25 protein-coding genes are annotated in these 24,781 nt (G+C 35.1%); 5 read left to right on the top strand and 20 right to left on the bottom strand.

The window, feature by feature from the left end; all coding sequences use genetic code 11:
• The first annotated feature begins 3 nt into the window (after positions 1–3).
• Complete coding sequence (locus BKH41_RS07275) at positions 4–492, top strand: HIT domain-containing protein (RefSeq protein ID WP_095298491.1); 489 nt, start codon at positions 4–6, stop codon at positions 490–492.
• Between the two features lie 2 nt (positions 493–494).
• Complete coding sequence (locus BKH41_RS07270) at positions 495–1,337, top strand: ankyrin repeat domain-containing protein (RefSeq protein WP_095298490.1); 843 nt, start codon at positions 495–497, stop codon at positions 1,335–1,337.
• A 3-nt stretch (positions 1,338–1,340) separates the two neighbouring features.
• Here BKH41_RS07270 and xseA read toward each other — a convergent pair whose 3' ends face one another.
• The 10 genes from xseA to BKH41_RS07220 form a co-directional block, all read right to left on the bottom strand.
• Positions 1,341–2,609 carry an exodeoxyribonuclease VII large subunit gene (gene xseA / locus BKH41_RS07265; protein WP_095298488.1) on the bottom strand — a complete coding sequence of 423 codons (1,269 nt, stop codon included), beginning with the start codon at positions 2,607–2,609 and terminating at the stop codon, positions 1,341–1,343.
• On the bottom strand, positions 2,606–3,667 hold the full coding sequence (gene rseP, locus BKH41_RS07260) for an RIP metalloprotease RseP (RefSeq protein ID WP_343286855.1): 1,062 nt from the start codon (positions 3,665–3,667) through the stop codon (positions 2,606–2,608). The genes xseA and rseP overlap by 4 nt, the downstream gene beginning before the upstream one ends.
• Positions 3,664–4,206: a CDP-diacylglycerol--glycerol-3-phosphate 3-phosphatidyltransferase gene (gene pgsA, locus BKH41_RS07255; RefSeq protein WP_095298486.1), complete on the bottom strand. Its 543-nt coding sequence runs from the start codon at positions 4,204–4,206 to the stop codon at positions 3,664–3,666. Before pgsA ends, rseP begins: the two co-directional genes overlap by 4 nt.
• Positions 4,207–4,258: 52 nt before the next feature.
• Entirely contained in the window at positions 4,259–4,939 is a 681-nt protein-coding gene (locus BKH41_RS07250; protein WP_095298484.1) for a hypothetical protein, read from the bottom strand.
• Positions 4,940–5,517: 578 nt separating this feature from the next.
• Positions 5,518–6,318, bottom strand: coding sequence for an enoyl-ACP reductase (locus BKH41_RS07245; protein WP_095298482.1), 801 nt, complete (start codon positions 6,316–6,318; stop codon positions 5,518–5,520).
• Entirely contained in the window at positions 6,315–7,196 is an 882-nt protein-coding gene (gene dapA / locus BKH41_RS07240) for a 4-hydroxy-tetrahydrodipicolinate synthase (protein WP_095298480.1), read from the bottom strand. The genes BKH41_RS07245 and dapA overlap by 4 nt, the downstream gene beginning before the upstream one ends.
• Positions 7,197–7,205: 9 nt before the next feature.
• On the bottom strand, positions 7,206–8,480 hold the full coding sequence (locus tag BKH41_RS07235; protein ID WP_095298569.1) for a pitrilysin family protein: 1,275 nt from the start codon (positions 8,478–8,480) through the stop codon (positions 7,206–7,208).
• A gap of 35 nt (positions 8,481–8,515) precedes the next feature.
• A complete protein-coding gene (locus BKH41_RS07230) occupies positions 8,516–9,574 on the bottom strand; it encodes a quinone-dependent dihydroorotate dehydrogenase (protein WP_095298478.1) in 1,059 nt (352 codons plus the stop codon).
• 108 nt (positions 9,575–9,682) lie between these two features.
• Positions 9,683–10,204 (bottom strand): gamma carbonic anhydrase family protein, encoded by a 522-nt coding sequence (locus tag BKH41_RS07225; RefSeq protein WP_095298476.1) that lies wholly within the window; start codon positions 10,202–10,204, stop codon positions 9,683–9,685.
• A gap of 2 nt (positions 10,205–10,206) precedes the next feature.
• Complete coding sequence (locus BKH41_RS07220; protein WP_095298474.1) at positions 10,207–12,294, bottom strand: RNA degradosome polyphosphate kinase; 2,088 nt, start codon at positions 12,292–12,294, stop codon at positions 10,207–10,209.
• Positions 12,295–12,476: 182 nt separating this feature from the next.
• Between BKH41_RS07220 and BKH41_RS07215 the strand changes: the two genes are divergently transcribed.
• The 3 genes from BKH41_RS07215 to BKH41_RS07205 are packed head-to-tail and all read left to right on the top strand — an operon-like array spanning position 12,477 to position 15,552.
• Entirely contained in the window at positions 12,477–12,974 is a 498-nt protein-coding gene (locus BKH41_RS07215) for a hypothetical protein (RefSeq protein WP_095298472.1), read from the top strand.
• Between the two features lie 53 nt (positions 12,975–13,027).
• Positions 13,028–14,866: a menaquinone biosynthesis decarboxylase gene (locus tag BKH41_RS07210; RefSeq protein ID WP_095298470.1), complete on the top strand. Its 1,839-nt coding sequence runs from the start codon at positions 13,028–13,030 to the stop codon at positions 14,864–14,866.
• An 11-nt stretch (positions 14,867–14,877) separates the two neighbouring features.
• On the top strand, positions 14,878–15,552 hold the full coding sequence (locus BKH41_RS07205; protein ID WP_095298468.1) for a YggS family pyridoxal phosphate-dependent enzyme: 675 nt from the start codon (positions 14,878–14,880) through the stop codon (positions 15,550–15,552).
• Here the strand turns inward: BKH41_RS07205 and BKH41_RS07200 are convergent, their stop codons facing one another.
• The 10 genes from BKH41_RS07200 to BKH41_RS07155 form a co-directional block, all read right to left on the bottom strand.
• Complete coding sequence (locus BKH41_RS07200) at positions 15,553–15,774, bottom strand: hypothetical protein (protein ID WP_095298466.1); 222 nt, start codon at positions 15,772–15,774, stop codon at positions 15,553–15,555.
• Positions 15,758–16,141 (bottom strand): flagellar export chaperone FliS, encoded by a 384-nt coding sequence (gene fliS, locus BKH41_RS07195; RefSeq protein WP_095298464.1) that lies wholly within the window; start codon positions 16,139–16,141, stop codon positions 15,758–15,760. The genes BKH41_RS07200 and fliS overlap by 17 nt, the downstream gene beginning before the upstream one ends.
• A gap of 9 nt (positions 16,142–16,150) precedes the next feature.
• Positions 16,151–18,190, bottom strand: a complete 2,040-nt coding sequence (fliD, locus tag BKH41_RS07190; protein ID WP_095298462.1) for a flagellar filament capping protein FliD — start codon at positions 18,188–18,190, stop codon at positions 16,151–16,153.
• Positions 18,191–18,212: 22 nt separating this feature from the next.
• A complete protein-coding gene (locus BKH41_RS07185) occupies positions 18,213–18,605 on the bottom strand; it encodes a FlaG family protein (RefSeq protein WP_095298460.1) in 393 nt (130 codons plus the stop codon).
• A gap of 72 nt (positions 18,606–18,677) precedes the next feature.
• Complete coding sequence (locus BKH41_RS07180; protein WP_257875438.1) at positions 18,678–19,943, bottom strand: peptidoglycan DD-metalloendopeptidase family protein; 1,266 nt, start codon at positions 19,941–19,943, stop codon at positions 18,678–18,680.
• The gene (locus BKH41_RS07175) at positions 19,944–20,753 is read right to left on the bottom strand and encodes a cell division protein FtsX (protein WP_095298458.1); all 810 of its coding nucleotides are present in this window, start codon (positions 20,751–20,753) and stop codon (positions 19,944–19,946) included.
• Positions 20,740–21,411, bottom strand: coding sequence for an ABC transporter ATP-binding protein (locus tag BKH41_RS07170; protein ID WP_095298456.1), 672 nt, complete (start codon positions 21,409–21,411; stop codon positions 20,740–20,742). Before BKH41_RS07170 ends, BKH41_RS07175 begins: the two co-directional genes overlap by 14 nt.
• Positions 21,408–22,574, bottom strand: a complete 1,167-nt coding sequence (gene trmB / locus BKH41_RS07165) for a tRNA (guanosine(46)-N7)-methyltransferase TrmB (RefSeq protein ID WP_095298453.1) — start codon at positions 22,572–22,574, stop codon at positions 21,408–21,410. Before trmB ends, BKH41_RS07170 begins: the two co-directional genes overlap by 4 nt.
• A 3-nt stretch (positions 22,575–22,577) precedes the next feature.
• On the bottom strand, positions 22,578–23,831 hold the full coding sequence (locus BKH41_RS07160) for a hypothetical protein (protein ID WP_257875437.1): 1,254 nt from the start codon (positions 23,829–23,831) through the stop codon (positions 22,578–22,580).
• Entirely contained in the window at positions 23,782–24,762 is a 981-nt protein-coding gene (locus BKH41_RS07155; RefSeq protein ID WP_095298563.1) for an RluA family pseudouridine synthase, read from the bottom strand. Before BKH41_RS07155 ends, BKH41_RS07160 begins: the two co-directional genes overlap by 50 nt.
• Positions 24,763–24,781 lie beyond the last annotated feature (19 nt).

The following is a 24,781-nucleotide window of genomic DNA, read 5'->3' as shown; positions in this document are numbered from 1 at the left end:
AATATGGATAGAATTTACTCCCCTTGGCGAAGTGAATATTTCGGATCAAAAAAATCTAGTTGCGTGTTTTGTGAAATCAGTCTTTCTAAAGAACTTGATGAAGAAAATAGGGTGATTTATCGCGATGAAATCTGTTTTGCAGTGATGAATCGATACCCTTATACGCCTGGTCATTTTATGATTATTCCTCATTTTCATACGGATTCTCCGGAACTTTTGCCTCAAGAGCATTGGTTGCATATCCACAAACTTTCTCAAAAAGCCATCTCTCTTTTATATGAATATGGGGCAAGCGGTATCAATTTAGGTATGAATATCAAGCAAGCTGGAGGGGCAGGAATCCCTGAACATATTCATCTACATATTCTTCCCCGATATGCTGGAGACACGAACTTCTTTACCACAATCGCAGAATCCAGAACTTATGGTGTGGATTTTGAACAGGTTTATGAAAAAATAAAAAAACTCGCTCAAAAATATCTCAAGGAGTAAATATGAAAAAAATTTTCCTATCTCTCATTTTCTGCATTTTTGCTTCCCATCTCAGTGCCAATAAATATGATTATCTGCTTTTCAGCAATAATTACACAGATGTCCGAAAAGGTATTGATTTAGGAGCAGATGTAAATTCACGCCTTCGGGGAAGCACACCTTTATATGATGCCTCACGCAAAAATAATATGGATATTTTATACTTGCTTATCAACAGAGGGGCTGATATCAATGCCTTAAGTCACGGAGAAACTGCGTTGCACAAAGTGGTGCAATTTGGCAATTTTAAATTCGCCCAAATCCTTCTTAAAGAAGGAGCTGATCCCAATATCAAAGACTCCATTCGAGGAAACACGCCCTTGCATTATGCTGTAAGTAGAAGAGATGGAAATATGATATCTCTCTTGATGAAATACGGTGCAGATATGTATGTACAGAATAATACTGGTGATACCCCTGCACGTTATATACTCTCTAGAATCAATGTCCCTCCTATGAAAGTGGGTAACAATGATATTATCCTTACATCAAGTGCCTTTAACATAGGGCAAGGTTCTGTAGGTTTTAGCATAGCCAATCTGACTAGAGATTTTATCACCATCACTTATGCAGCTCTTTATATCAATGGCGATCTAATTTCAGAAGCCAGTTTTAACCGCACGCTTCCTCCCCAAGCTGCAAGCAATATAGGCACTCTTCCCATTACGCGAGAAGCTTACAAGAGTCTTTCAATCAAACGTTCTGGGAGAGTAGCAATTCAATATGGTTTTGCAATTGAATATAGCATTAATGGAAGCACAGAAAGTATGTATAAAACAATCAAAACCGAAATGCAAGTATGGTAATGCTTATTTAACTTCCCAAACTGCAACGACCTTTGCACTAACTTTAACTTCAGTATTCCAAATCTCTACTTCATCTTCTTTTTGAAGAGAAGAGAGATCAGCAATTTTCCCTTCGTGCAAAATTTGGGCATAACCTGATTGAATGAAATTTTTGGGATCTCTGCTTTCTAAAAACAAGTAGCTTTCTTTAATTTTTGCTGATTTTGCTTCCAAAAAATAATCCATCGCAAAGTTCAAATTTAAACCTTTAAAAGTCTGTATTTTAAAATCAAGCAAAGTTTGAAAGCTTTTATCAAAATAATTTTTCAATTCTGTAATTTTATTTTGATCTCTATCAAACCTTACCTCATAACTGACTTGTTTAAAATTATCATTCAAGACATTGATCTTATCCTCTTTAAAATGGAATAAATCACGCATTTTAAGATTCAAATTATTCCCAATATCATCTAAACGCATCAACCAATCTTTAAAATCAGGCAAAATCATCTCCATACAAGCAGAAGGGGTAGGAGCACGCAAATCAGCTACAAAATCACTGATAACAAAATCAATTTCGTGCCCTACAGCAGAAACAATGGGGGTTTTTGCTTCAAATATGGCATCTGCTACCATCTCTTCATTAAATGCCCATAAATCCTCTATACTCCCGCCCCCTCTAGCAACCACAATCACATCAAAAGCATCTTTAGTGCCATAAAAGCTATCAGCATATTTGATATTTTTCACAAGCTCATACTTTGCTTCCTCTCCTTGAACTAAAGTATTTATAGCAATCAAGGAAGTCAATGGCCATCGATTTTGTGCAACTCTTTTCATATCTTGAATCGCAGCTCCCGTACTTGAAGTGAGTAAAGCAATCCTTTTGGGGAATGGCGGGAGCTTTTTCTTTCTGTCCTCATCAAAATATTCCTTTTGATAAAGTTTATTTTTTAACTGCTCATACGCTAAAGTCAAAGCCCCTACCCCACTTGGTTCAAGAGTCTTACAAACAATCTGGTAATCCCCTCTGGGAACATAAACACTCAAACCTCCATAAACAACTACTTTTTGACCACTTTGAAGATCAAATTTCAAACTTGAAGCATTCCCTTTAAAAAGAACACAACGGATGGCAGAATTTTCGTCTTTGATGCTAAAATAAATATGCCCACTAGTATGCTTGGTTAAATTGCTGATTTCACCTTCTACACTCACATTCAAAAAGGTAGTTTCCATCAAAGACTTAATTTGAAGATTAATCTGAGAGACGCTTAAGACTTGAGAATTCATCCGTGAATCACCAAACGATGGACATCATTATAAATACCAAGAGCCATTAGACCTGCCAAAAGTGCCCATCCAAAAATTGTAAGAAAATAAAGGCTTCTTTCAGAAATTTTCTTTCGTGCAATCATTTCATAAAGATTGAATAAAATTTGTCCGCCATCAAGAGCAGGTATAGGGAGTAGATTCAAAACCCCTAGATTCACAGAAATTAAAGCCACCAAAGTAGCCAAAACCACAATCCCGCTTTGAGTCGCTTGCGAAATAAAATCCACGATACTAATCACACCTCCTACTTCGCTAAGTGGGACAATGCCGACAAAGATTTTCTCAATACTTTGCAAAATCAATTTGGTTCCTTGCCAGGTCTGTTTGAGAGCATAGGCGAAAGAATCTTTAAAATCATAGCGAACAACCCCTATTTCTCCCTTTGAAACAATGCCGATAAAATTCCTTTGTATTGTTTCTCCAAAAATATTTTTTGATTCCATCTTTTTAGGGAAAATGGTTGTTTGCATTTCTTTTCCCTGTCTTTGAAATATAATTTTAATCTCACCTTTAGCTTCCATTACAGCCTGATTTACTTCATTCCAATTTTTGACTCTGATACCATTAATAGAAAGAATCTGATCATTATGCATCAAATCACTTTTAGCAGCAGGCATATCAGGCTGGGGTTCTCCAATTACAGGCAAAACCATTTTTTGACCCGCCATCCCCAAAATCCAATAAATCAAAAATGCCAACACAAGATTAAACGCTGGACCTGCAAGCAAAATACAAATTCTTTGCAAGGGGTTTTTACTTGTATAGCTATCTTTATCGCCATTTTTAGCTAAAGGGTTGGTATCATCTTGCCCCTTGAGTTTTACATACCCTCCAAGAGGAATCGCTGAAATTGCATATTCTGTCTGCCTAAAAGTTTTACTGAGTATCTTTTTGCCAAATCCAATGCTGAAAACCTCAACTTGAACGCCAAAAATCTTGGCAATCAAAAAATGTCCCAATTCGTGAAAAAAAATAAGAAAAGACAAAATCAAAAATGCAAGAACTATCCACATCATTTCATACTTTTGTAATATTTGAAAGCATAATCACCGCCTGAATACAAGGTTGCAAAAGTTGCAACCCACAATAAAATTTCCCCACCTGGAAAAAAATCTGCCAATAAAAATGCAATCGCTAAAATCTGTATGCCCGTCTTGTATTTTCCAAGCACATTAGCTGCGATAGACTTACCACTGCTTGCAACTACAACGCGCAAGCCCGTGATAAAAAACTCACGGCTAAGAATGATAAAAACAGCCCAAGGGTTGGCTCTGCCAGCAACCAAAAGTCCAATAAAAGCTGATAATATAAGCATTTTATCAGCTAAAGGATCAAAAACTTCTCCAAAAACAGATTTTGAATGATAATTTCTAGCAATATAACCATCAAAAAAATCTGTCAAAGAAGCAATACAAAAAATCAAACAAGAGAAATAATTTATCCAAGTTTTATCAATCCATAAAGGCAAAATATCTCTGCCGTGCAAAATAAAAATCAATAAGAAAATAGATAAAAATATTCTTGAAATTGTCAAAGCATTCGGCAAATTTCTCAACCTCTCAACCTCTTCTCAATTTTGGATATCATAACACCTTTTGGAATCCAAACTATTCAGAAACAACATAAGTGATTTGTTTCAACCTAAAAAATCCGCTTGCCAAAATCAAACTCCCAACCAACATCCCTATCATTGAAAGCAAAAACAAAAATGAACTTATTTGGTTTTCAGAAACAAAAAACATTATATTGGCAAGCAAAGCAACTGAAACCGAACTTATAATGATCTTGAATCCGTTTATAAAAAAAATATCGCCACTTAAAAAAGTGAGTTCAAAACAAATTTTATAACTCCAATAAACATTCAATCCAAAATAAAAAATACCCGCAAAAAGAAAAATCCAGCTCAAGACAGGATCTGTAAGGGCCATTTCCAACTGAGATTTTTGGATATCAAAAACCCAAACTCCAAAAAATATTTTAAACATTAAATATATGATGATTGTAAATGCCACCATACCGATGACTGAAAACATATAGTTTTTAAACAAAACCGAACTTCTTCCTAATTTCGAAAGCTTATAAAAGCCTGCTACATTCGAAGAAAAACATAAAATTTTCATCACCCATAAAAATACTGATAAATATGAAAAACTAGAATTAAGCTGGGATAAAGAAAAAACAGCAATTAAGATATATAACACATAGAGCAATATACTGATGATTAAAAAATTCTTCGCAATTCTTAGTTCTCTATTGTCTTTAATATATAAAGTAACAGATTTAGACATTTTATCCCTTGCGTATCAATTGTGATATTTTAGCTTAAAATACTTCTTTTAGAAAGATTTTTAAGAGTAGAATTTTTATTTTTGAGTGGTTGATTTACATTATAATAAAATTAAAAATCTCTGAAAATATCCCCTAAACTCTCCATATGGACTAAAACATCTTTGTTTATCGCCATCGTTCTATTTTTGATCTTGTAGTGATTAAATACAAAAACTAAAGCAAACTACAATCTTAAAATAACTTGATTTTCATAAATGCTTTTTCAAAAATTATTTTATTCCTAAGGCTTTGCCTTTTAAAGGGACAAGGGGGCTTAAATTGAAAAGACCGCTTTATGGGCGGGTGGGTAATACTTATGTCCCTTAACAACCCTGTAACCCCTGTCACGCTTTTAAGAAAAAATCAAACCACAATTTTAACTTTTGACATTAAAAGCATTAGCAGATAAGAATAGGTTTTGGAAATTTGCATTTAAAAAGCGTGTAGTGGGTAGGGGTAGGTCTTAGGAAGGGGGTGAGCGATGTTTTGCAAGTAGAACCTGCCCACTCCTAAAGAAAAAATTTTAAAAAAAATAGACTTATTTGAAAGTCGTCCCGCCATCAATCACGATTGTCTGACCTGTAAGCCAAGCACTTTGGGTATCATCACACAAGAAAAAAGCTGCTCCGGCAAGATCTTCTGGAGTTCCCATCCGATTAAGCGGGGATTGATTTTCTACAGCGGCTTTGATTTGTTCATAATCTGGAAAGGCTCTTAAAGCATCTGTATCGATAGGACCTCCACTGACTGCATTCACGCGAATTCCCCAATTTCCAAGCTCAACAGCCGCATATTTTACCATCGTCTCAACTGCATTTTTAGAATTTCCGTGACCGGCATAATTAGGCATATACACGAGATTTCCAGTAGAACTCAAAGATACAATCGCTCCCCCTCCGACTTCTTTCATTCTTTTAGCCGCCTCTTGAGCACCCACGACAAAAGCAAGGACTGTTGCGGTATAAATATTATTAAGCCCTCTAGGCTTTAATCTCATAAATGGTGCAAAGCCCCCAGCAACAGATTTTCCATAAATAATTGCATTGGATACAAAAAAATCTACACGATCAAAATCTTCATCTATTTTTTTAAAAAGCTCAATATATTGTTCAGGTTCAAGAACATTCAAACAATAACACCTTGCTTTGATTTCATATCGTTCTTGAACATCTTTGGCAATTTTTTGGGCTTCTTCTTCGTTTTTATTATAAGTAAAAGCGACATTCACTCCATTTTGAGCAAACTTATAAAGTATCGCTTTGCCTATACCCCTAGTTGCCCCGCTGATAACCAGCGTTTTTCCTTTCATATAGTTTGTCGTATTTTGCAAACTTGTCATTTTAACACCTCATAATTTTGTAAAGTTTTTTCTATTAATCGCATATTTTCTTTGCTAGGCATAACTAAAGGAAGACGATACTCTAGATTTTTTATCAATCCAGACAAATACATTGCGGCCTTTATTGGAATAGGGTTGCTTTCGCAAAATAAAACCTTATTTATATCATAAAGTTCATTATTTATTCTTTTAGAGGCATTTAAATCACTGCTTAAAGCATATTTTGTAAGCTCTGAAATTTTATCGGGCAATAAATTTCCAGTTACAGAAATAACCCCCCTGCCTCCATTTGCCAAAACAGGATAATTGATTACATCTTCACCGCTAAAGACTTTCATATCTTGAGCGTGTTGATTAAACTCAATGATCCGTTCCATTGACCCTGAAGCCTCTTTGATGGCAAAAATATTTTTGACTTCCCTAAAAAGCCTGATAGCTGTCTCTACTTCAATATTCACACCCGTGCGAGAAGGAACATTATAAAGCATCAAAGGGATGTCAACTGAGTTCGCCACGACTTTATAATGCTCATAAAGTCCTTGTTGCGAAGGTTTATTATAATAAGGACTCACACATAAAATACCATCTGCACCGCTCTTTTGAGCAAATTGAGCAAGTTCGATGGCTTCAGCAGTCGAATTACTTCCTGCACCCGCAAGAACCTTTACACCGCTTCCCTTGCAAACATTCACAGCCATTTCGATGCACCTCATATGCTCCTTATGTGTGAGTGTAGCAGATTCACCCGTTGTGCCTACAGGAACGCAAGCATCCATACCATATTTGATTTGTCTTTGAATCAGATACTCATAAGCTTCCTCATCAATAAGAGAATTTTTAAAAGGAGTGATTAAAGCACTCATTGCCCCATCTAACATTATTAACTCCTATTTCTTTAAAATCATCGTAGTGGAAGCTGGATCAATAAAATACTTATTTGCCACTTCCACAATATCTTTAACGCTTAAAGCTTCAAATTTTTCCTCATATTCCAACAAAGGCTTCACATCTCCTCTAGCAAAATACCCTCCAAATAATTCTGCCACACTTGAAGAATCTTCCAAGCTATAAATAAAACTTGCCCTATTATTCATTTTGATCTTATCAAGCTGTTCTTTGGTAATTTTGCCCTCTTTGAGTCTATTGATGATTGCAAGGATCTCTTCTTTGATCTTTTTAGCCTCAATGCCTTGATTGGCACCAGCTATGAATAAAAATATGCCATTATCTTTGAGTCCCATATTATAAGCATAGACTTGAGAAGCAAGTCTTTTTTCATCTACAAGATCACTATGCAAAAAACTGCTTTTCCCCTCGCTCAATAAATCCGCTATAGCTCCCAAAGCGACTTGATCTTTATGGGAAAAATTAGGGATCTTATAGCCAAGTGCAAGCCATTCTAACTCGGTTTCCTTATGGATGACTGCCTCCCTTGCACCATCTTGGGGAGGTTCTTGCATATAGACTTTAGGAATTTCAGGAATAGTGTTTTTTATCGAAGAAAAATGCTTTTTTACACTTTCAAAAACTTTTTTGGGTTCAATATCCCCAGCAACCAAAACTACAGCGTTCTTAGGCTGATAATAAACAGAGTGAAAATGGCGAATATCATCAATACTCCAATTCTCTATGTCCTCCATAAAACCGATAGGCGTCCAATGATAAGGGTGATAGACAAAAGCAGTGTTAAAAAAACGAAAATATAAATAACCCATTGGAGAATTATCTGTTCGCCAACGTCTTTCTTCAGCCACTACTTTGCGTTCAGGCAAAAATTCTTCTTTCTTGAGATTTAAATTCTGCATCAATTCTGCAAACAATTCAAGAGACTTATCCAAATTTTGAGCACTGGATTTGATAAAATAACGCGTATAATCAAACCCTGTGGAAGCATTTGTAAGCCCTCCAAATCTCTTTACAATCTCATCAAATTGACCTGCTTTTAAATGCTTGCTAGATTTAAAATTCATATGCTCAAGCATATGGGCAATACCACTCTTGCCCATCGTTTCATTTCTAGAACCTACCTTATAAAAAACATCAGTTTCAATCACCCCACTCCCGTTTTTCATTGGCACCACAACCACTTGAAGTCCGTTTTCAAGTTCAATACTCTCGTATTTAGGCAAATAAGACTGGGTTTTTGCATTTATACTCATCATTACTCCTAAAACCAATAAAATAAAAAATATTTTTTTCACGTCAAATCCGCTCCTATTGCGTCTTTTAAATTCAAAAATCCATCTCTTTGTAATAGTTGGATGATTTCTTGATTGATATTTTTACATAAAGCAGGTCCTTTAAAAATCAAGCCCGTATAAATTTGTACCAAAGATGCACCCATTTTAATTCTTTTGTACGCCTCTTCTGCATCATCAATCCCGCCAGCTGCAATCAAAGCTGCTTTTCCAAAAAAAGCTTTGGCAATCTCTTTAAAAACCTCTGCACTTTTTGATTTTAGCACAGCTCCACTAATGCCCCCAATATCCTTAGCAGAAGAAAGCAATGAATAATCAATGGTGGTATTTGTAGCAATGATGCCATCTGCCCCACTTTCTATGGCTTGATCACATACTTTTAACATAGAATCTATCTCCATATCCGGAGATATTTTTAAAAATATCGGTTTGGAAGTATGCCCTTTTGCCATCAAAAAAAGTTCTTTGACAAAAATACTATTTTGTAAATCCCTGAGATTGGGCGTATTTGGTGAAGAGAGATTGAATACATAATAGTCCCCGAAAGATAAAAAATCTTTCAAAACATCTTCATAATTTTTTAAAGCATCTTCTTGGGCAACGGATTTATTTTTTCCCAAATTAATCCCTATAGGCAAAGCATAAGGATAAATCTTAGAAATTCTAGAAGCCACTTTTACAGATCCCTCATTATTAAACCCCATCGCATTTTGCAAGCTCTCCTCTTGCAGATAACGGAATAATCTAGGTTTTGGATTTCCCTTTTGAGGGTGTTTGGTCAATGTTCCGACTTCTAAAAATCCAAATCCTAAAGCACTCAATCCTTTAATCATCGTTGCATTTTTATCAAACCCCGCTGCTAAACCAATTGGATTATAAAAATCCAATCCACAAACCTGATTTTTTAACACTTCGTTTTCATCGCAAAATCTATTTGCCATCAATTCTTGCAGAAAACTAAAGCCAGAAACCGTTTTAAGAAAAATTTCGGTCAAGCGATGAGCTGTCTCGGGCTCAAGCTTAAATAAAAGATTACGCAATGTTTTATACACGAGCATTTATGACCTTTTTAAAATCCCTGATTTTCTTGTAATGTAAAATAATAAGGATATTTTACTCAAAAAAACATTTAAGAATAAGGATAATTCCAACGAAATTCATAGAAATTAATAAGATTTTGCTAACTCTGTGTATTCTGAAGCTGAAATTCTGATTCCTTCAATTTCATCTTCTCTTAATTCGCGGACAAACTTTGCAGGATTGCCTATTATCAAGCTCCTAGCAGGAAAGACCTTGCCTTTAGTGATCAAGCTTCCGGCTCCAACAATGCTCATTTCACCAATTTTAACATCATCCATTATAATGCTTCCCATACCTATCAAACAAAGATCGGCGATAGTACAGGCGTGAATTACACAATTATGCCCAATAGTCACATCTTCTCCGATAATAACCCTTCCTCCTCCGTTTTGATTCTTATAACCCACGTGAATCACGCTAAGATCTTGGATATTAGTTCTTGATCTGATCTCAATTGAATTTACATCGCCTCTAAGCACACAACCAAACCAAATACTGCAATCCTCTTTGATGATGACATCTCCGATAATATGAGCCCCTGCAAAAAGCTTTACAGAAGGATCAATCTTGGGTGAAACGCCATTAAATTTGATAATATTTGCTTCCATTTTTAAGATTCTCCTATCATTCTTTCTAAAAGTTTTTTAGCCTTAAAATGCTCTTGTTCAATCTTATTGACATTATAAATTTCATTCACATATCCCTCATAAAAGAGTTGGGAACTGATAGCTTTCCCTTTGGAGCTCACTTTGTGATACTCTCCGTTCTCTTTAAGCTCATGCATTTGGACGTTATCGCTTAGTTGAATATTTAAAATCTCTACCAATCTTTTTGTAATCAACTCAGATGTTGCAGGGACAAAAAGCTCCACTCTTTTTTCAAGATTCCTAGGCATAAGGTCTGCGCTTGAAAAATAAACTTGAGGATTAGAATGGGCAAAATAATAAATCCTAGCGTGTTCAAGATACTTTCCTATGATTGAAAATACACGAATATTTTCACTGAAACCTTTTACATTTGGTCTCAAACAACAAATCCCCCGTATGATCAAATCAATTTTAACACCCGCTTCTGAGGCCCGATAAAGACAACGGATAATATCAGCATCCACAAGTGCATTCGCCTTTAAAATAATCCTACCCTTAGAGCCATGTTTGATTTCATTTTCAATCAAAGAAATAATTTTAGGCTTGATCTGAACAGGAGCCACACATAAAGCATTTAGCTCTGTCTTATGGGAAGTTCCTGTAGAAAGAGAATGGAAAAGCTTGATCACATCATTGGCAATCTCTTTGTTGGAAGTAAATAAGCTTACATCAGTATAAATCTTTGCTGAGGCAACATTATAATTTCCCGTACTTAAATGCACATATTCCTTAAGCTTATCTCCAACTTTTTTAATCACCAACGCCACTTTTGCATGGACTTTCAACCCTGGCACTCCATAAATAACGTGAGCACCTGCAGACTCTAGAGCCTTTGCCCAATGCAAATTATTTTCTTCATCAAATCTTGCTTTGAGTTCCACAAGGACGGTAACCTGTTTATTTTCTGCCGCCTCTGTTAGAGCTTTGATGATAGGAGAATTTTTTCCAACGCGATAAAGTGTCATACGAATCGAAAGAACATCAGGATCTTTTGCTGCACTTTGAATAAAATTTACGACCGAATCAAAACTTTCATAAGGATGGAATAACATCAAATCTTGCTTATCGATTGTATCAAAAATACAAGTAGTGCAATCTAGGGGAGGTAAAATTTTGGGATTAAACGGCGATATGGACAAATGGGCAAAATCCTTACAACCAACAAGCTCCCAAAACGTAGCTAGATTCAAAGGCATATTATTTTCATAAATGTCCTCTTTTTCGACAATAATTTGTTTTTTGACAAACTCAAGCAAACTCCGATCTCCTGACCCAACCTCAAGCCTGACAATTTCGCCTTTTTTTCTTGCTTTGAGACCTTCACTCATCAGCTCAATAAAATCATCTGCCTCATCCTCTTCGATTTCAATATCTGCATTGCGAGTGACTCTAAAAGGAGCATAACCCTCAAGCTCATATCCTTCAAATAAATCTCCGGCAAATTCTCCTACTATGGTTTCTACAGGAACAAACAAACCTTTATCCACTTCTACAAACCGCGTCAAAATTCTAGGGATTCGTATCATCCCGTATTTAATCTCTCCATTCTCTTCGCTTTTTAGCTTGACTGCAATACCAAAACTCAAATTATTCAAATGAGGAAAAGGATGGGTGGCATCAACGACTATAGGAACAATTATAGGGTATAAATAATTCTGAAAATAATCTTTTATCCCCAATTTCTGTGTCTTGTTCAATTCGCTGAATTTCTTAATCATAAGCCCTGCTTTTGAAAGCTGGAGTCTTATTTGATGAAAAAGAGCTTCAAGAGTCTTTTGTTCTTGATGTAAATAGTCCCTAATGTGCCGAAGCTGCTCTAAAGGAGTCAATCTATCTGCTCCGATTTCAGCAACCCCACTCCCATACAGCCGCTTCAACCCCGCCACTCGAATCATATAAAATTCATCAAGATTCGTGCCATAAATTGCTAAAAACTTTATTCTCTCAAGCAAGGGCAAAGTTTCATTATGAGCCTCATTTAAAACTCTTGTGTTAAACCTCAGCCAAGAAAGTTCTCTGTTAAAAAACATTTTCGAATCGGAAAATTCCATACTCTTTCCTTAAAAACTTTTAATAGGTTGGATACATTTTACCCAAATCCTAGAATAAAACCGATTCAAAAATCAATAACAAACTAAAAAACATCTTTACACTTTTTAAAATCTTAAAATAAATCCCCCAAAATCCGATATACTTCCAAGCAAAAATTCACAATAATATGAGGAGAGAAATTATGAAAAAAATAACCTTAGCCTTCTTAATAACTGCTACAAGCTTGTTTGGAATCGGTTTAGGCAATTACCAAATCACCCCTGAAATCGGAGCAAATCTAAGCTATCAAAATGGCAAAAACAAATTCACTTATGGTGGTTATGCAAGAGTATGGATGGGAGTATCACGCGTTGTTATCGCCCCACAATTCAAATATGATGTGATTGCAAAATCAAGCAAAAACGCAAATGATTCTTATAAAAATATGCAAATTGGCGGGCTTATCGGGTTTGAAATTCCAATTCTTCCGCTCACTCCATATATCGGGGTTAGTTATTCAACTTTTGAAAACGTAGCTTTCAGAGATACAGCATCTTTTAATTACGGCATTAAAATTGATGTTCCCTTAATTCCATTTTTAACAATAGGTCTAGATGGCACTTATCAAAAGCCAAAAATATTTGGCGGGGGTCGCTATGAAATGAATCGAATCGGAGCCACTATCGGTTTGGCATTCTAAAAATTTGCCGGTTTTTTGCTACAATTCTCAACATAAAAACATAAAGAGAATTGATGCAAAAATTCATTGAATTGCTTGAGAAAAATAATGAGTTAAGAATTATTGATATTCCTTTGGATATTTATCTAGAGATTCCTCATTTAGCTTATCTGGAAGTAAAAAAACAAGGCGGGGGAAAGGCGTTGCTTTTTACTCACCCAATCGATTCAAGAAATGGAAAAAAATTTGATATTCCAGTTTTGATGAATGTTTTTGGATCTTACTCCCGCCTAAAACTGATTATCAATCAGCCCATAGAAAATATCGCCACTCATTTAAAAAAACTCATTGATTTTGCTCCTCCAAAAGGAATTAAAGGTATTTTCTCTACTCTTAAAGATTTTCTTTTTTTACGCCATACTTTCCCAAAATCCGTTCATCATACTCCTGAATCACAAAGCATTATTAAGACAAGTGACTCCATAAATCTCTTTGATTTTCCGATTTTAACAACTTGGGAAAAAGATGGAGGACCTTTTATTACAATGGGGCAAGTCTATACTCAAAGCTTAGATGGTAAGAAAAAAAATCTCGGGATGTATCGCCTGCAAATTTATGACAAAAACCACTTAGGTTTGCATTGGCAAATCCATAAAGATTCCAATCACTTTTTTCACGAATACAAAAAAGCCGGCGTTAAAATGCCTGTGAGCATTGGAATCGGTGGAGATCCGCTTTATACTTGGTGCGGTCAAGCCCCGCTTCCCTATGGTATTTATGAATTGATGCTTTATGGTTTTATCAAGGGCAAAAGACCAAAAGTTGCAAAATGTCTTACAAATCCGCTTTACCTACCTTGTGATTGTGATATGGTTATAGAAGGTTGGGTAGATCCTACCCAAATAAAACTTGAAGGACCTTTCGGAGATCATACCGGATTCTACACTCCCATTGAACCTTATCCGGTTTTAGAAGTCAGTGCAATCACACACAAAAAATCTCCGGTTTATTTAGCCACAGTAGTAGGAAAACCGCCCTTGGAAGACAAATATATGGGCTATTTGAGTGAAAGGGTTTTCTTGCCTCTTCTTCAAACTTCTGCTCACGGGCTTATTGATTATTATATGCCCGAAAATGGAGTATTTCATAATTTGATTTTAGCCAAAATCAATCCCCAATATCCTGGTCACGCCAAACAAATTATGCATAATTTTTGGGGAACAGGACAAATGAGTTTTGTCAAACACGCTATTTTTGTCGATGAAAAAGCTCCAAAACTCACCGATACTGAAAAAATCACAGAATATATCCTCAATCACTTTCGCACACAAAACCTTGTGATCACAGAGGGAATCTGTGATGCGCTTGATCACTCATCTCCTTTTTTCGGACTTGGAGGAAAATTAGGCGTGGATGCCACCCAAGAATGTGGCGAAAAAAATTTTGAACTTTACAGCGATAAAGAACTGCTTGATTTGATGCGCCCGATGATGTCTGAAATAACGATTTTAAAACAATATTTCACCTTTACCAAAAATCCCATCTGTATCGTAGGTGTAGAAAAATCAAATCGAAATATTTTACAAGCTTCTACAAATTTGATTGCCTTGCGGGATTCTATTGCGATTGTCATTTTTGTCGATGCAAATAAAAACGATTTAAATAATCCTTATATGCTCCTTTGGAGAATTACAAACAATATTGATGCTAAACGCGATATCAATATTATTGAAAATACGATTTTTATTGATGCTACCGATAAGAATAAAATAGACGCTCATCTTAGAGAATGGCCCGCAGAAACAGACTGTTCTGAAGAAATCATCGAATCGCTTAGAAAAAAAGGACTTTTAGATGGGATTACTGAAGGCTTTATGAAGCGATTTCATATTTGTCAATCCCCAAAAACTTAAAGGAAATAAAAGTGAATGTCTTTGCAAAAAATCTTGATACGATCATTACAAAAATAGAAAAAGCAAGAATTGCTTATTCAAGACATCAAATTATCCAACTCATTGCCGTATCTAAATATGTAACTATTTACGATATTCAAGCCTTGTATGAATGTGGTCAAAGAGCTTTTGGTGAAAACAAAATTCAAGATCTGAAAGCAAAAACTCAAGCATTAAACGAACTCCCGTTGCAATGGCATATGATTGGAACTCTGCAAGAAAATAAAATCAATGCATTATTGGCACTAAAACCCACGTTGATGCATTCTCTAGACTCCTTTAAGCTTGCTTTAGCAATCCAAAAAAAATGTGAAGCAAATCATCTTACCCTCAATGCTCTCTTGCAAATCAACTCTTCAGGCGAACCTACAAAAAGCGGTGTGAAACCTCAAGAAGCAGAAGAAACTTATTTTAATATTCTTAAACATTGTCCTTGTATTCATTTAGAAGGATTGATGACCATCGGAGCCAATACATCTGAAGTGACAAAAATTGAAAAATCGTTTCAAACGACTAAAGATATTTTTGACAAACTCAAAGCAAATGGAGCAAGAATTTTATCAATGGGAATGAGTGGAGATTTTGAAATCGCTATTTCTTGCGGAGCCAATATGCTCCGAATTGGATCGGCATTATTTGAAAAATAATCATTCCAAAAATTTCTTAGCCATTTTAATTTGAAGCATTTGTTTTTTAACTTTTTCCTGATCTTTTTCCAACATCTCAATCGACTGGGCTATCAATTCTTGAGCAGTGAGCAACTCATCCATATCTTTAAAAGAATCAGTGGGAAGGTTAATGACAAGCTCGTAAGCTTTTTGTGTGTTTCCCTCTAAAATAGCGATTTTTAAACTATCTGCCCAATTCATTTTGATGAATTTCTCTCCAAGCTTCTAGCAAACCTTTAGTCACATTGATGACCGTGTCGATCTTATTACAATTATTTTCAACATTTGCTTGCGTGAGCAATTTGATTTGATGGGTATAAAGACCCGTGAGATAAACTGCCACCTCTCCACCTTTTTCATAATCAAGGATATTAAGTAACTCTGTAAAAATATCTGTTACTCGATTGATATAATAAATTTTTTTCTCAATATCTTGGATTTCAGTATGCCTGCGAGCGTGAGAAGCAAACCTTAAAATACCCTCATAAAGCATTTCAATAAGCTTAGCAGGAGATTCTACAGAAACTGAATTCTGCTGATACAGATAATAGGCGTTCGCACTTCGCATTTATTTTCCTTATTTTTTCTTGGCAACGGATTGATCTATCATCATTTGAACGGCATTAAACGAATTATTAGCCTTAGCAATCTGACCATCGTAAGCTGCGAATCTATCTGCCATAATATCGTATCTAGTTTTCAAAAGATCCATAGCACTTTCCTTGTCTTTCTTGAGATTTTTAGCATCTTTATCCAATGAATCCTCATAGATTTTAAGTTTAGCATTATTACCATCGACCAAATCAGACAAAACTTTATTAAATTTTACAAAAATCCCTTCTTGGTGAATTTCTTTTCCTTCAAAATTCTTTTTATCCATTCCATAAAAAAAATCTTGAGTTTTTTGAGGATCTTCATTCAAAGCGCTTGAGAGTTTGGATTCATCTAAACTCATTTTGCTTTTATCATCAATGCTCAAGCCATATTTCATAAGACTTTGCATATCACCTTGCGAACTCACAGTATAAGAAAAAGCATTATTGATGGCAGAACGAATCGTTCGGATATCACTAACACCATTAAAAATACCCGCTACTTTGGTATCAGGATCATAACGGGTAGTTTCATCAAGCTTTGGAATCAATTCATTATAAGCCTTAACAAATTCTTTGATATTATCGATAATGACCTGATTATCTCTACCGATACTAATAATGGCGGGTTTTCCTGGTTCAGTCGTTTCTTGCAAGGTTAAAGAAACTCCATTGATCACATCATTAATCTCATTGCTTGGACGTGTTATTGTCACTCCATTATAAGTAAATTTTGCATCAGAAGCAGCTTGAAGATTTTTAAACTTAAAAATCTCGCTTTGAATTTTTGAATAATCTTGAATCAATCCTTCTTTTAAACCCAATTCTTTAATGGCTTTTTTACCCTCGCTATCTTGAGGGGTAATTTTGATCTCCCCAATTTCAGAGTTCAAGATCAACTTGCCATTTCCATCAGTTTTTGCGTGCATTCCAGCAATATTTTCAATGGCTTGGGCAATGATTTTGGCATTTTCTTCACTTGTATTGTTTTTCTTAGTCATCTTAGCAAGATTTAAAGGAACTGTACCAATATTGATCACTCCCTCCAAATGTCCTGCTTTCACAGAAACATTAGATTCAAGCAGAGCATCTTTTTCAGAATGATTTTGTTCAAAGCCAAGTTGGGCAAGTTTTTTTCCTCCAAGTGAGACTTCATAGCCCCTCCTATCATTTAAAACCAATGATTTCCCATCATCTGAAAGACCAACATTAATATCCCCATCAAGCAAATCTTTGGTATCTGGATTTTCTTTAATAGCCTCTTTGATAGCTTCTTTTAAAGCTTCTGCTTTATCTTGAGCAGATGTTTTTTCTTTAATATTAAAAATAATATCAATATTTTGATTATTCCCATTTTTGTCTTTAAGTGTTAGCGTAAAATCTCCCTGTTCTAAATCAATAGGAGTTTCAGGAATAGGATTGGAAGTAATGATGGAACCAAAATAAATCCTGCTGTTTTCGCCAGTATTTTTAGAGTTAATCATCAACTGATAGGGCTTAGCCCCGCCAGTTTTCATAACAATCCCCGATACTTCACCCTTTGTGGTATCTGTAATTGCCTGAGCAACGTCTCCAAGAGTCATTCCAGCTTTAATATCAATCGTATAATTTTTGCCATTGGTAAAAAACTTCAGCTTCACATCGTGATCGCTAAATGCATCATCCCTTGATGAAAATTTTGTCCCCACTTCATTGATGTCTCCTTGTGCCAAACTTTCGACATCAATTTTTATATCCTGTATAGGGACGCCTGCACTAACGTTAGCTTTAATGGCACTTCCGGCTACATTGCTCGTTCTAGCGATATAAGAAGAATAATCAGAGAGGGTTTTGACCGGAGATTTTAAAGTACTGATGAGCGTTTTTATTGCAACAAGCTCTTTTTGTTTCTCAACATTTAATTCCATTTTTTTGTCAATAGGAACAATCATAGTCTTTTCATCGGCGCTCTTAAGCTTATCGATAACATCATAATTTAAAACATTGCTCCCAATTCCAAGGGAGCTTAGTTTGCCCATTGCCAAAAGCTACTCCTTAAAAAATGTATCAGCCCTTTTTGTCAAAAATAAGCCCTACAATGTCGTGCATTTTTTTCATCAATTCAATTGCCTCTTTTGAAGGAATTTCACGGATAATTTTATCTCCATTGACTTCTTTTACGGTAACAACCAATCCTCTAATATCATCATTATAGTTAAAATTGATATCTGTATTGATTCTTTTCATTTCTTTATTCAATTCACCACTAAGCAATATCAGTTCCTGTTTGAGTTCGTCTTTTTTTCTATTGCTGTGATAAGTATCTATCTCTTGATTTTGTTTGGCTATAGGAATTTGTGTGTGTTCATCTATCCCTACGGGTTTTCCGGCATTATTTACAAGACCGACAAGCTTATTTTGCAATGATGAAAATGAACTTCCTTGTATATTGTCCATCATTATATTTCCTCCTTGATCTCTCTTATCGAATCAGAACTACATTATTCAATATCGACAATTCAAAAAAAAATTTTATTTACTTTGAGAAATTATTTCCAACGGGTCAATATGCTTGTCTTTCTGGGTTACTTCAAAACCCAATCTCTGATCAACTCTGCCAATCACATAACCTTTTTGAATTCTTAATCCAGGTTTAATTGTCGGAGCAATCTTATCAAGTTGTGAATAAATCGTATGCATTTCATCTTTATGCTCAATAATAATGACTTTTTTTAATATTGGCACCTCCTTTGCATACACAACCTTCCCATCAAAAATATTTCGAACGACTGCATTGCGAACTTTAGATACCAAAGTTACAGATTCATTAAAAACCTTCAATTTATAAACAGGGTCAAAATAAGGACCAAACTTTTGTTCTACCCGATAGCTCGATAAAGGAGCAATTGTCTTTGGACCCTTGTATTTTGTAGTCGAAATGCTTCGATAAGAACTTGCAACCTGCTTGACATCCAAAGGTGCTTGAAGTTGATTTGTATTTGCAGGCTGGGATTTGGCGCGGACCTTTTGCCTCTCCTCTTCTTCTTTTAATTTTTTTGCCAATAATTCCTTTTCTTTTGTTTGTTTCAATATATTGAGATTGGAAAGGATTTTATCAAGACTTTTTCTTTCATTGTCAATATCTCTGAGTTTTTTATCATAAGCTCCCAACTCCGATTGCAAATTTTTGACTAATTTTTTTTGTTCTGAAATCATTGCCTGAAGTTTTTGCTTTTTATCTTTTTGAACGGTAATAAAAGTGCTGATTTTATTGATATTATTACTAAGCTGGGATATTTGTGCATTGATATTATTTTCTTCTTGGGTGAATTCTTCTATTCTTTTTTTAGAATCTTTATTGAGATTTTTAAAAATTTCTTGCAATATGATGTCATCGGGCGAAATTGGACTTTGATGGTTGAGAACCATAATAAAGGCCATATCTTTAATCAAAATATTGGCAATATCATCTTGAATCTTAATCTTTTGCTTCTCGAGATTATTCAATGAATTCTTATATTCTTTGAGAGCTTTTTCCTGTGCAGAATTTTCTGACTGGTTCTTATTGATATTTTTTTGAACTGCTTCAATCTGATCATCTAACTCTTTAATCTGCCTGTGCTTTTGATTAATCTTAGCTCCTAAGGTATTTAGAAGGTTGCTGATTTCATTCTTTTCTTTCTCTTTTTTCTGAAGCTTTGACTTGTTGGTGCTGATATTTTTATTGATATCTTCAATATCTGCTCCAATAAGAAAAACAAAGACCAAAAAAACTATAAAAGACTTGTTCAACCTCACTTAAAATCTCCTTTGAGAGAAGATTACTACCAACACTGAAAATACTGAAATCAAAATAGAAATTGATAAAAGCATTAAAAAATCCGAACCGAATCTGAAAATACTCTCTTGAATCTCTAACGCACTGATCATTTCTTTAAAATCTTCTCGCATAGACAAATAAAAAGTCCCTACGATAATACAAATGCTTGTAATGATAGAATCGATGATGGCCAATCTGAATAAAATCCCGTTTTTAATCCATACCGGTGCTCCTAAAAAACTCATAATTTCCATTCTTTTGCTATGCTCAAAGCGCCAAATTTGAATCTGCCTAATGATGAGCAAAATTGATAGAATTGCAATCAAGGAAGCAAAAATCCAAACGTTAATTTTGATTAAAAATAATAATCTATAAACTTGGTTATGTGTCTTGCTAAAAGCTTCCACTTTTTGAACGCCAGGTATCTTCAAAAGTATTTGATTGATATCTTCTAATCGTTTTTGATTAGGAAAAACAGAAAGCTTCAATGAATAAAAAAACGGTAAGTCTTTCTTAACGTTAGCAAGATTAGCTTCAGTCATATTTTGTTTCAGACGTTCCAACAAAAAATCTGGATTAATGGGGATAAGATTCTTAGCCTCTCTGACATTTTTAACAATAAATTCCAAGCTTAATTTTTGCCGACTCGCTAGCAATATAGAATAGCTTTGGGATAATTTATCTTCTTTAACAGATATGGCACGATTTACCAAAACGATACTCTCAAGGCTAAAAAGCAAAGCTAATAAAGGAATGATCAATGAAAAATGCCTTTTAAGAGTATTCATAAACTTCTCCATCTTTTATGTTTAATTTTCTATAAGGGACATTCAGGCGATCTGGGATTCTGTGAGTCACAACTACGACAGTCACATCAAGTTGTTCATTAGCACTCTTTAATAAACTCCAAATCATATCGCTAGAATAATCATCAAGATTGCCCGTAGGTTCATCTGCTAATATCAGTGAAGGTCGATGAGCAATAGCCCTTGCCATCGCAACCCTTTGCTGCTCTCCACCGCTAAGCTCTAAGGGATAGCGATTTGCTTTATAAAGCAAATCAACGTGAGAAAGGAGTTTTTCAACCTGAGAATCATAGACTTCTTTCTTGTAACCACTGATAATCATCGGCAAACAAATATTTTTCTCTACGCTCCATTCTTCAATCAGTTTATAATCTTGAAAAACAATCCCGATATTGCGGCGTAGTTCATTGATCAGCCTTTTCCCAGCTCTTTCGATGTTGATATTACACACTTCTAAATTCCCCCCAAATATAGGAAGATTTCCATACAGCGATCTAAGTAAAGTGCTTTTCCCACTACCGCTGGCTCCTGAAATAAACACAAAATCTTTGCGTTCAATTTGAAAATTTGCATTCTTAATGATCAATTCGCCTTTTTTATAACCCAAACATAGATCTTTTGCCCGAATAACACTGCTCATTTATCCTCCGCTAATAACTTCAATAATTCTTTGTGAGCCATTATATTTGCTGGTGTTGCTAAAGGAATATCGCCAAAATAATAAGTTTCTTGATTTTTTTTATCACAAACAATCATTTTATTCACAGGCCAGCTAAAATCTCCAAAACTAACTGCAAAAATCACAAAGAAATCAGATTCAAACACATCGCAAATATGTAGAAAATAATCCTCTTTCACGATTTTTTGAGATTTTTGCAATGATTGCAGATGTTTGGGAATAAAAAAATCAAATTTGAAATCATACTCTATTTTTTCATCTTCATCCCAAGTAAGAGAAAAAATTTTTAAATCAAAAATATCTTTATGCTGCCTTTGCCACCTTGCCTCATATTTGCTCACAACCTCGCCGGAAAGATTTTTAGCAGCTTCAATTTTAGCGCTTTTGTTATCTAAAACCATTTCAAAACTATCTTTAAAATATTTCTGATCATCTGTCCTAAGCTCAAGTGCGCAATCTTTCTGCAATACCCGCAATGCTTGCGATATTAATTTTGCACTCATCACTCTACGATGGGGCTTTTTATTCCAAGGAACAGGGAAATGCACATAAATAGCTTCGCATTGATTAGAAGGGAGAATTTCAAGCAATATTCTTGCATCTACGCGCACAATAAAAATATTTTCAAGCCCCAATAGTTCAATTTGTCTCAAAACCTGCTCAATTGAAGGGGTATGGATTTCTATCCCGATATATTTTTTATCCAAATTTTTTTGAGCCATTTTGAGCAAATGCCTGCCTGATCCAAAACCAATTTCAACACAAAAATTCCTAAGTTCAAGCCGAAAAATTTCAGAAGGTTTCAATAAAAATTTGCTCTTAATGACTTGGCGTACTGAATCGTTATTCAGATTATGCGAGATGAGTTGCGATCTTTTAGCCAATACTCTCAAAGCACCCTTAAGAATCCCTACAGGATTTGGTTTTGTATTCTTTTCAGCTTTAAATAAAATTTCTTTTTGGCGTTTTATTTTTTTGATGAAAAATTTATGATTGCCATAAGTTACACAAATTAAACTTTCTGATATATTTTTAAGACTTTTGACCTCAAACAAAAACGCATACGCATCTTCATAGAAAGGATAGTCTCCCAAAGACGCACTTTCAGCTAAAAAATGAGGCATAAATTACCTGTTGAGAAGAAGTTCAACTTCTTTGGAAGGTCTAGATTCCAATCCGTTACCATCGACGCTGACAACCTGATAACGATATTTTTTACCATTGGTCATTTCTTTATCTACAAACTCATTCTTCAAAATATTCGCAAAACGCAAGGGTCTAGAAGAAAAATTACCCTCATACCGATAAACTGCATAACTCTTGACTCTGGTATCATTGACTTTTTGCCATTGAATAATGGCCTGAGCATTTTGAATCACTCCTTTAATGATCACAGGCGTTGGTGGAGGAACCAACGTAGAACCCTTAACCGCTCCCAATGGTAACTCACCCTCAATATTAGCATTATCAATCGGAACAACCTTATAAAATCTCTCCAAACCATCTGAATCCACTTTGTCGACATACTCAGTATTTTTTGTTTCCCCAATTACTTTAAAATGGTCTTTCAAAGAATTAGCCGCATAAATTTTATATTTGCTCACATCTTCTTGAGGAGATTTATCCCACTTTAATCGAATCTCTCTAGGCAAATCAGAACTTGCACTAAGACCACTAATAGCAGGAGGTTGGGATTTTGTCCTGCCGACTGCGATCGGACCGGGCAAAGATTTTGCTCCCTCAAAACTCTCTGCAATGACCCTATATTTATAATCCTTACCATCTTCCAAATTCTTATCAAAATATTCCACATAAAGCCGATTTTTAACAACACCAATATTTAAAAAAACTCCCTTTGAATCCTGTCTTTGAATGATATATTTTGAAATACTAGGATTAGGATGGGGACTCCAAATAATTTTCACTTCCTTAGCATAATTATCACTAGCAAATACACTCTCAACTGGATCAATAAAAGAGGTTTTAATATGGACTATGGGCGATCTGGGAGAAACCGAACCATTTTTACCTAAAGTTGAAACCTGATAAGCGTATTTTGTTTGCGGAAGCAATCCATTATCATAATAATGCGTTGCTAAAGGATTTCTAATTGTTGCAATTTTTTTTGCACTCCCATCTTTCTCAACCCGATAAAGTACAAATCCTTCGATCAAAGAAGTATCGTTGATTTTTTCCCATTCAAACCCGACAGATCTGACATCATTAATTGTTTTCACATCTTTAACAATCGGTAAAGACGCATCTAATTTATCATCTCTACCAAAAAGAGATAAAACATTATTCTGCATTGAAGCACAGCCTGCAAGCAAACTAAAAAGCATCAAAACAGCTAAGGATGTGATCCTCGTGCGTAGCCTCATTCAAACCTGCCTCATCAAAATTTTTATGCAAAAATTCTAACATATCATCAAAAACAGGAACTTTAAAAAACATTTTTTGCTCTGTTCTTGGATGTAAAAAATAAATCAAATAAGCGTGGAGCATCATTCGGACATTCAGATTATCCTTGCAACCATAAAGCTTATCACCAACAATATGTCTAGAAATACTTTCTAAATGTACCCGAATTTGATGTGTTCTGCCCGTATAAAGCTTCGCTGCAATGAGGCTAAATTTACCATCCTTACTTTTAAGCAAGGGAATAAATTGACTTTTAGAATATCTAGAAGCCGATATTTTTTGCCTAAACCCATCAAGATTTGCCATCTTCAAACGATTCTTTGGATTTCTGCCCATCTGACACTCAATGGTAATTTGCTTAGAAATCTCTCCTTGCAAAACTGCTAAATAATACCTTCCCATTTCTCTGTTTTTAAGCTGTGCAGAAAGTTTAGCGTGAGCAAAATTATTTTTAGCGACCAAAATAGCTCCGCTGGTTTCCTTATCAAGCCTGTGAATAATCCCATAACGTTCTTGACCACTCAGGTTTGAAAGCGAAAAACCCTTATATTTCAGCCAATCCACCAAGGTCAATTCCTTTACGCTTGGAGCACTATGAACAACAATTCTTGGAGGTTTGTTTAAAAGCAAAATATCTTCGTCTTCATAAATAAGACGCACATCCATTTCCACTTCTAAAGGAGTTTCATAAGGGGCTATATCAGGTTCAAGAACGCTCAATTTATCTCCGATTTTAAGCCTTTGTCCTCCTTTCTTGCAAACAGATTCGTTTAAAAAAATCAAAGAATTTTTTATCAAATGAACAACTTGGTTTTTAGAAATCCCAAGTTCTTGGGACAAAAATGTATCCAAACGCTTATAAGACTCTTCAAGGCGAAAGACTTTTTTCATTGCCATATATCCATCCAAA

It is taken from the genome of Helicobacter sp. 12S02232-10 (assembly GCF_002272895.1).
Classification (GTDB): Bacteria; Campylobacterota; Campylobacteria; order Campylobacterales; family Helicobacteraceae; genus Helicobacter_J.
The sequence above is the reverse complement of the archived record's forward strand: the minus strand, read 5'-3'. Positions and strand labels throughout refer to the sequence as shown.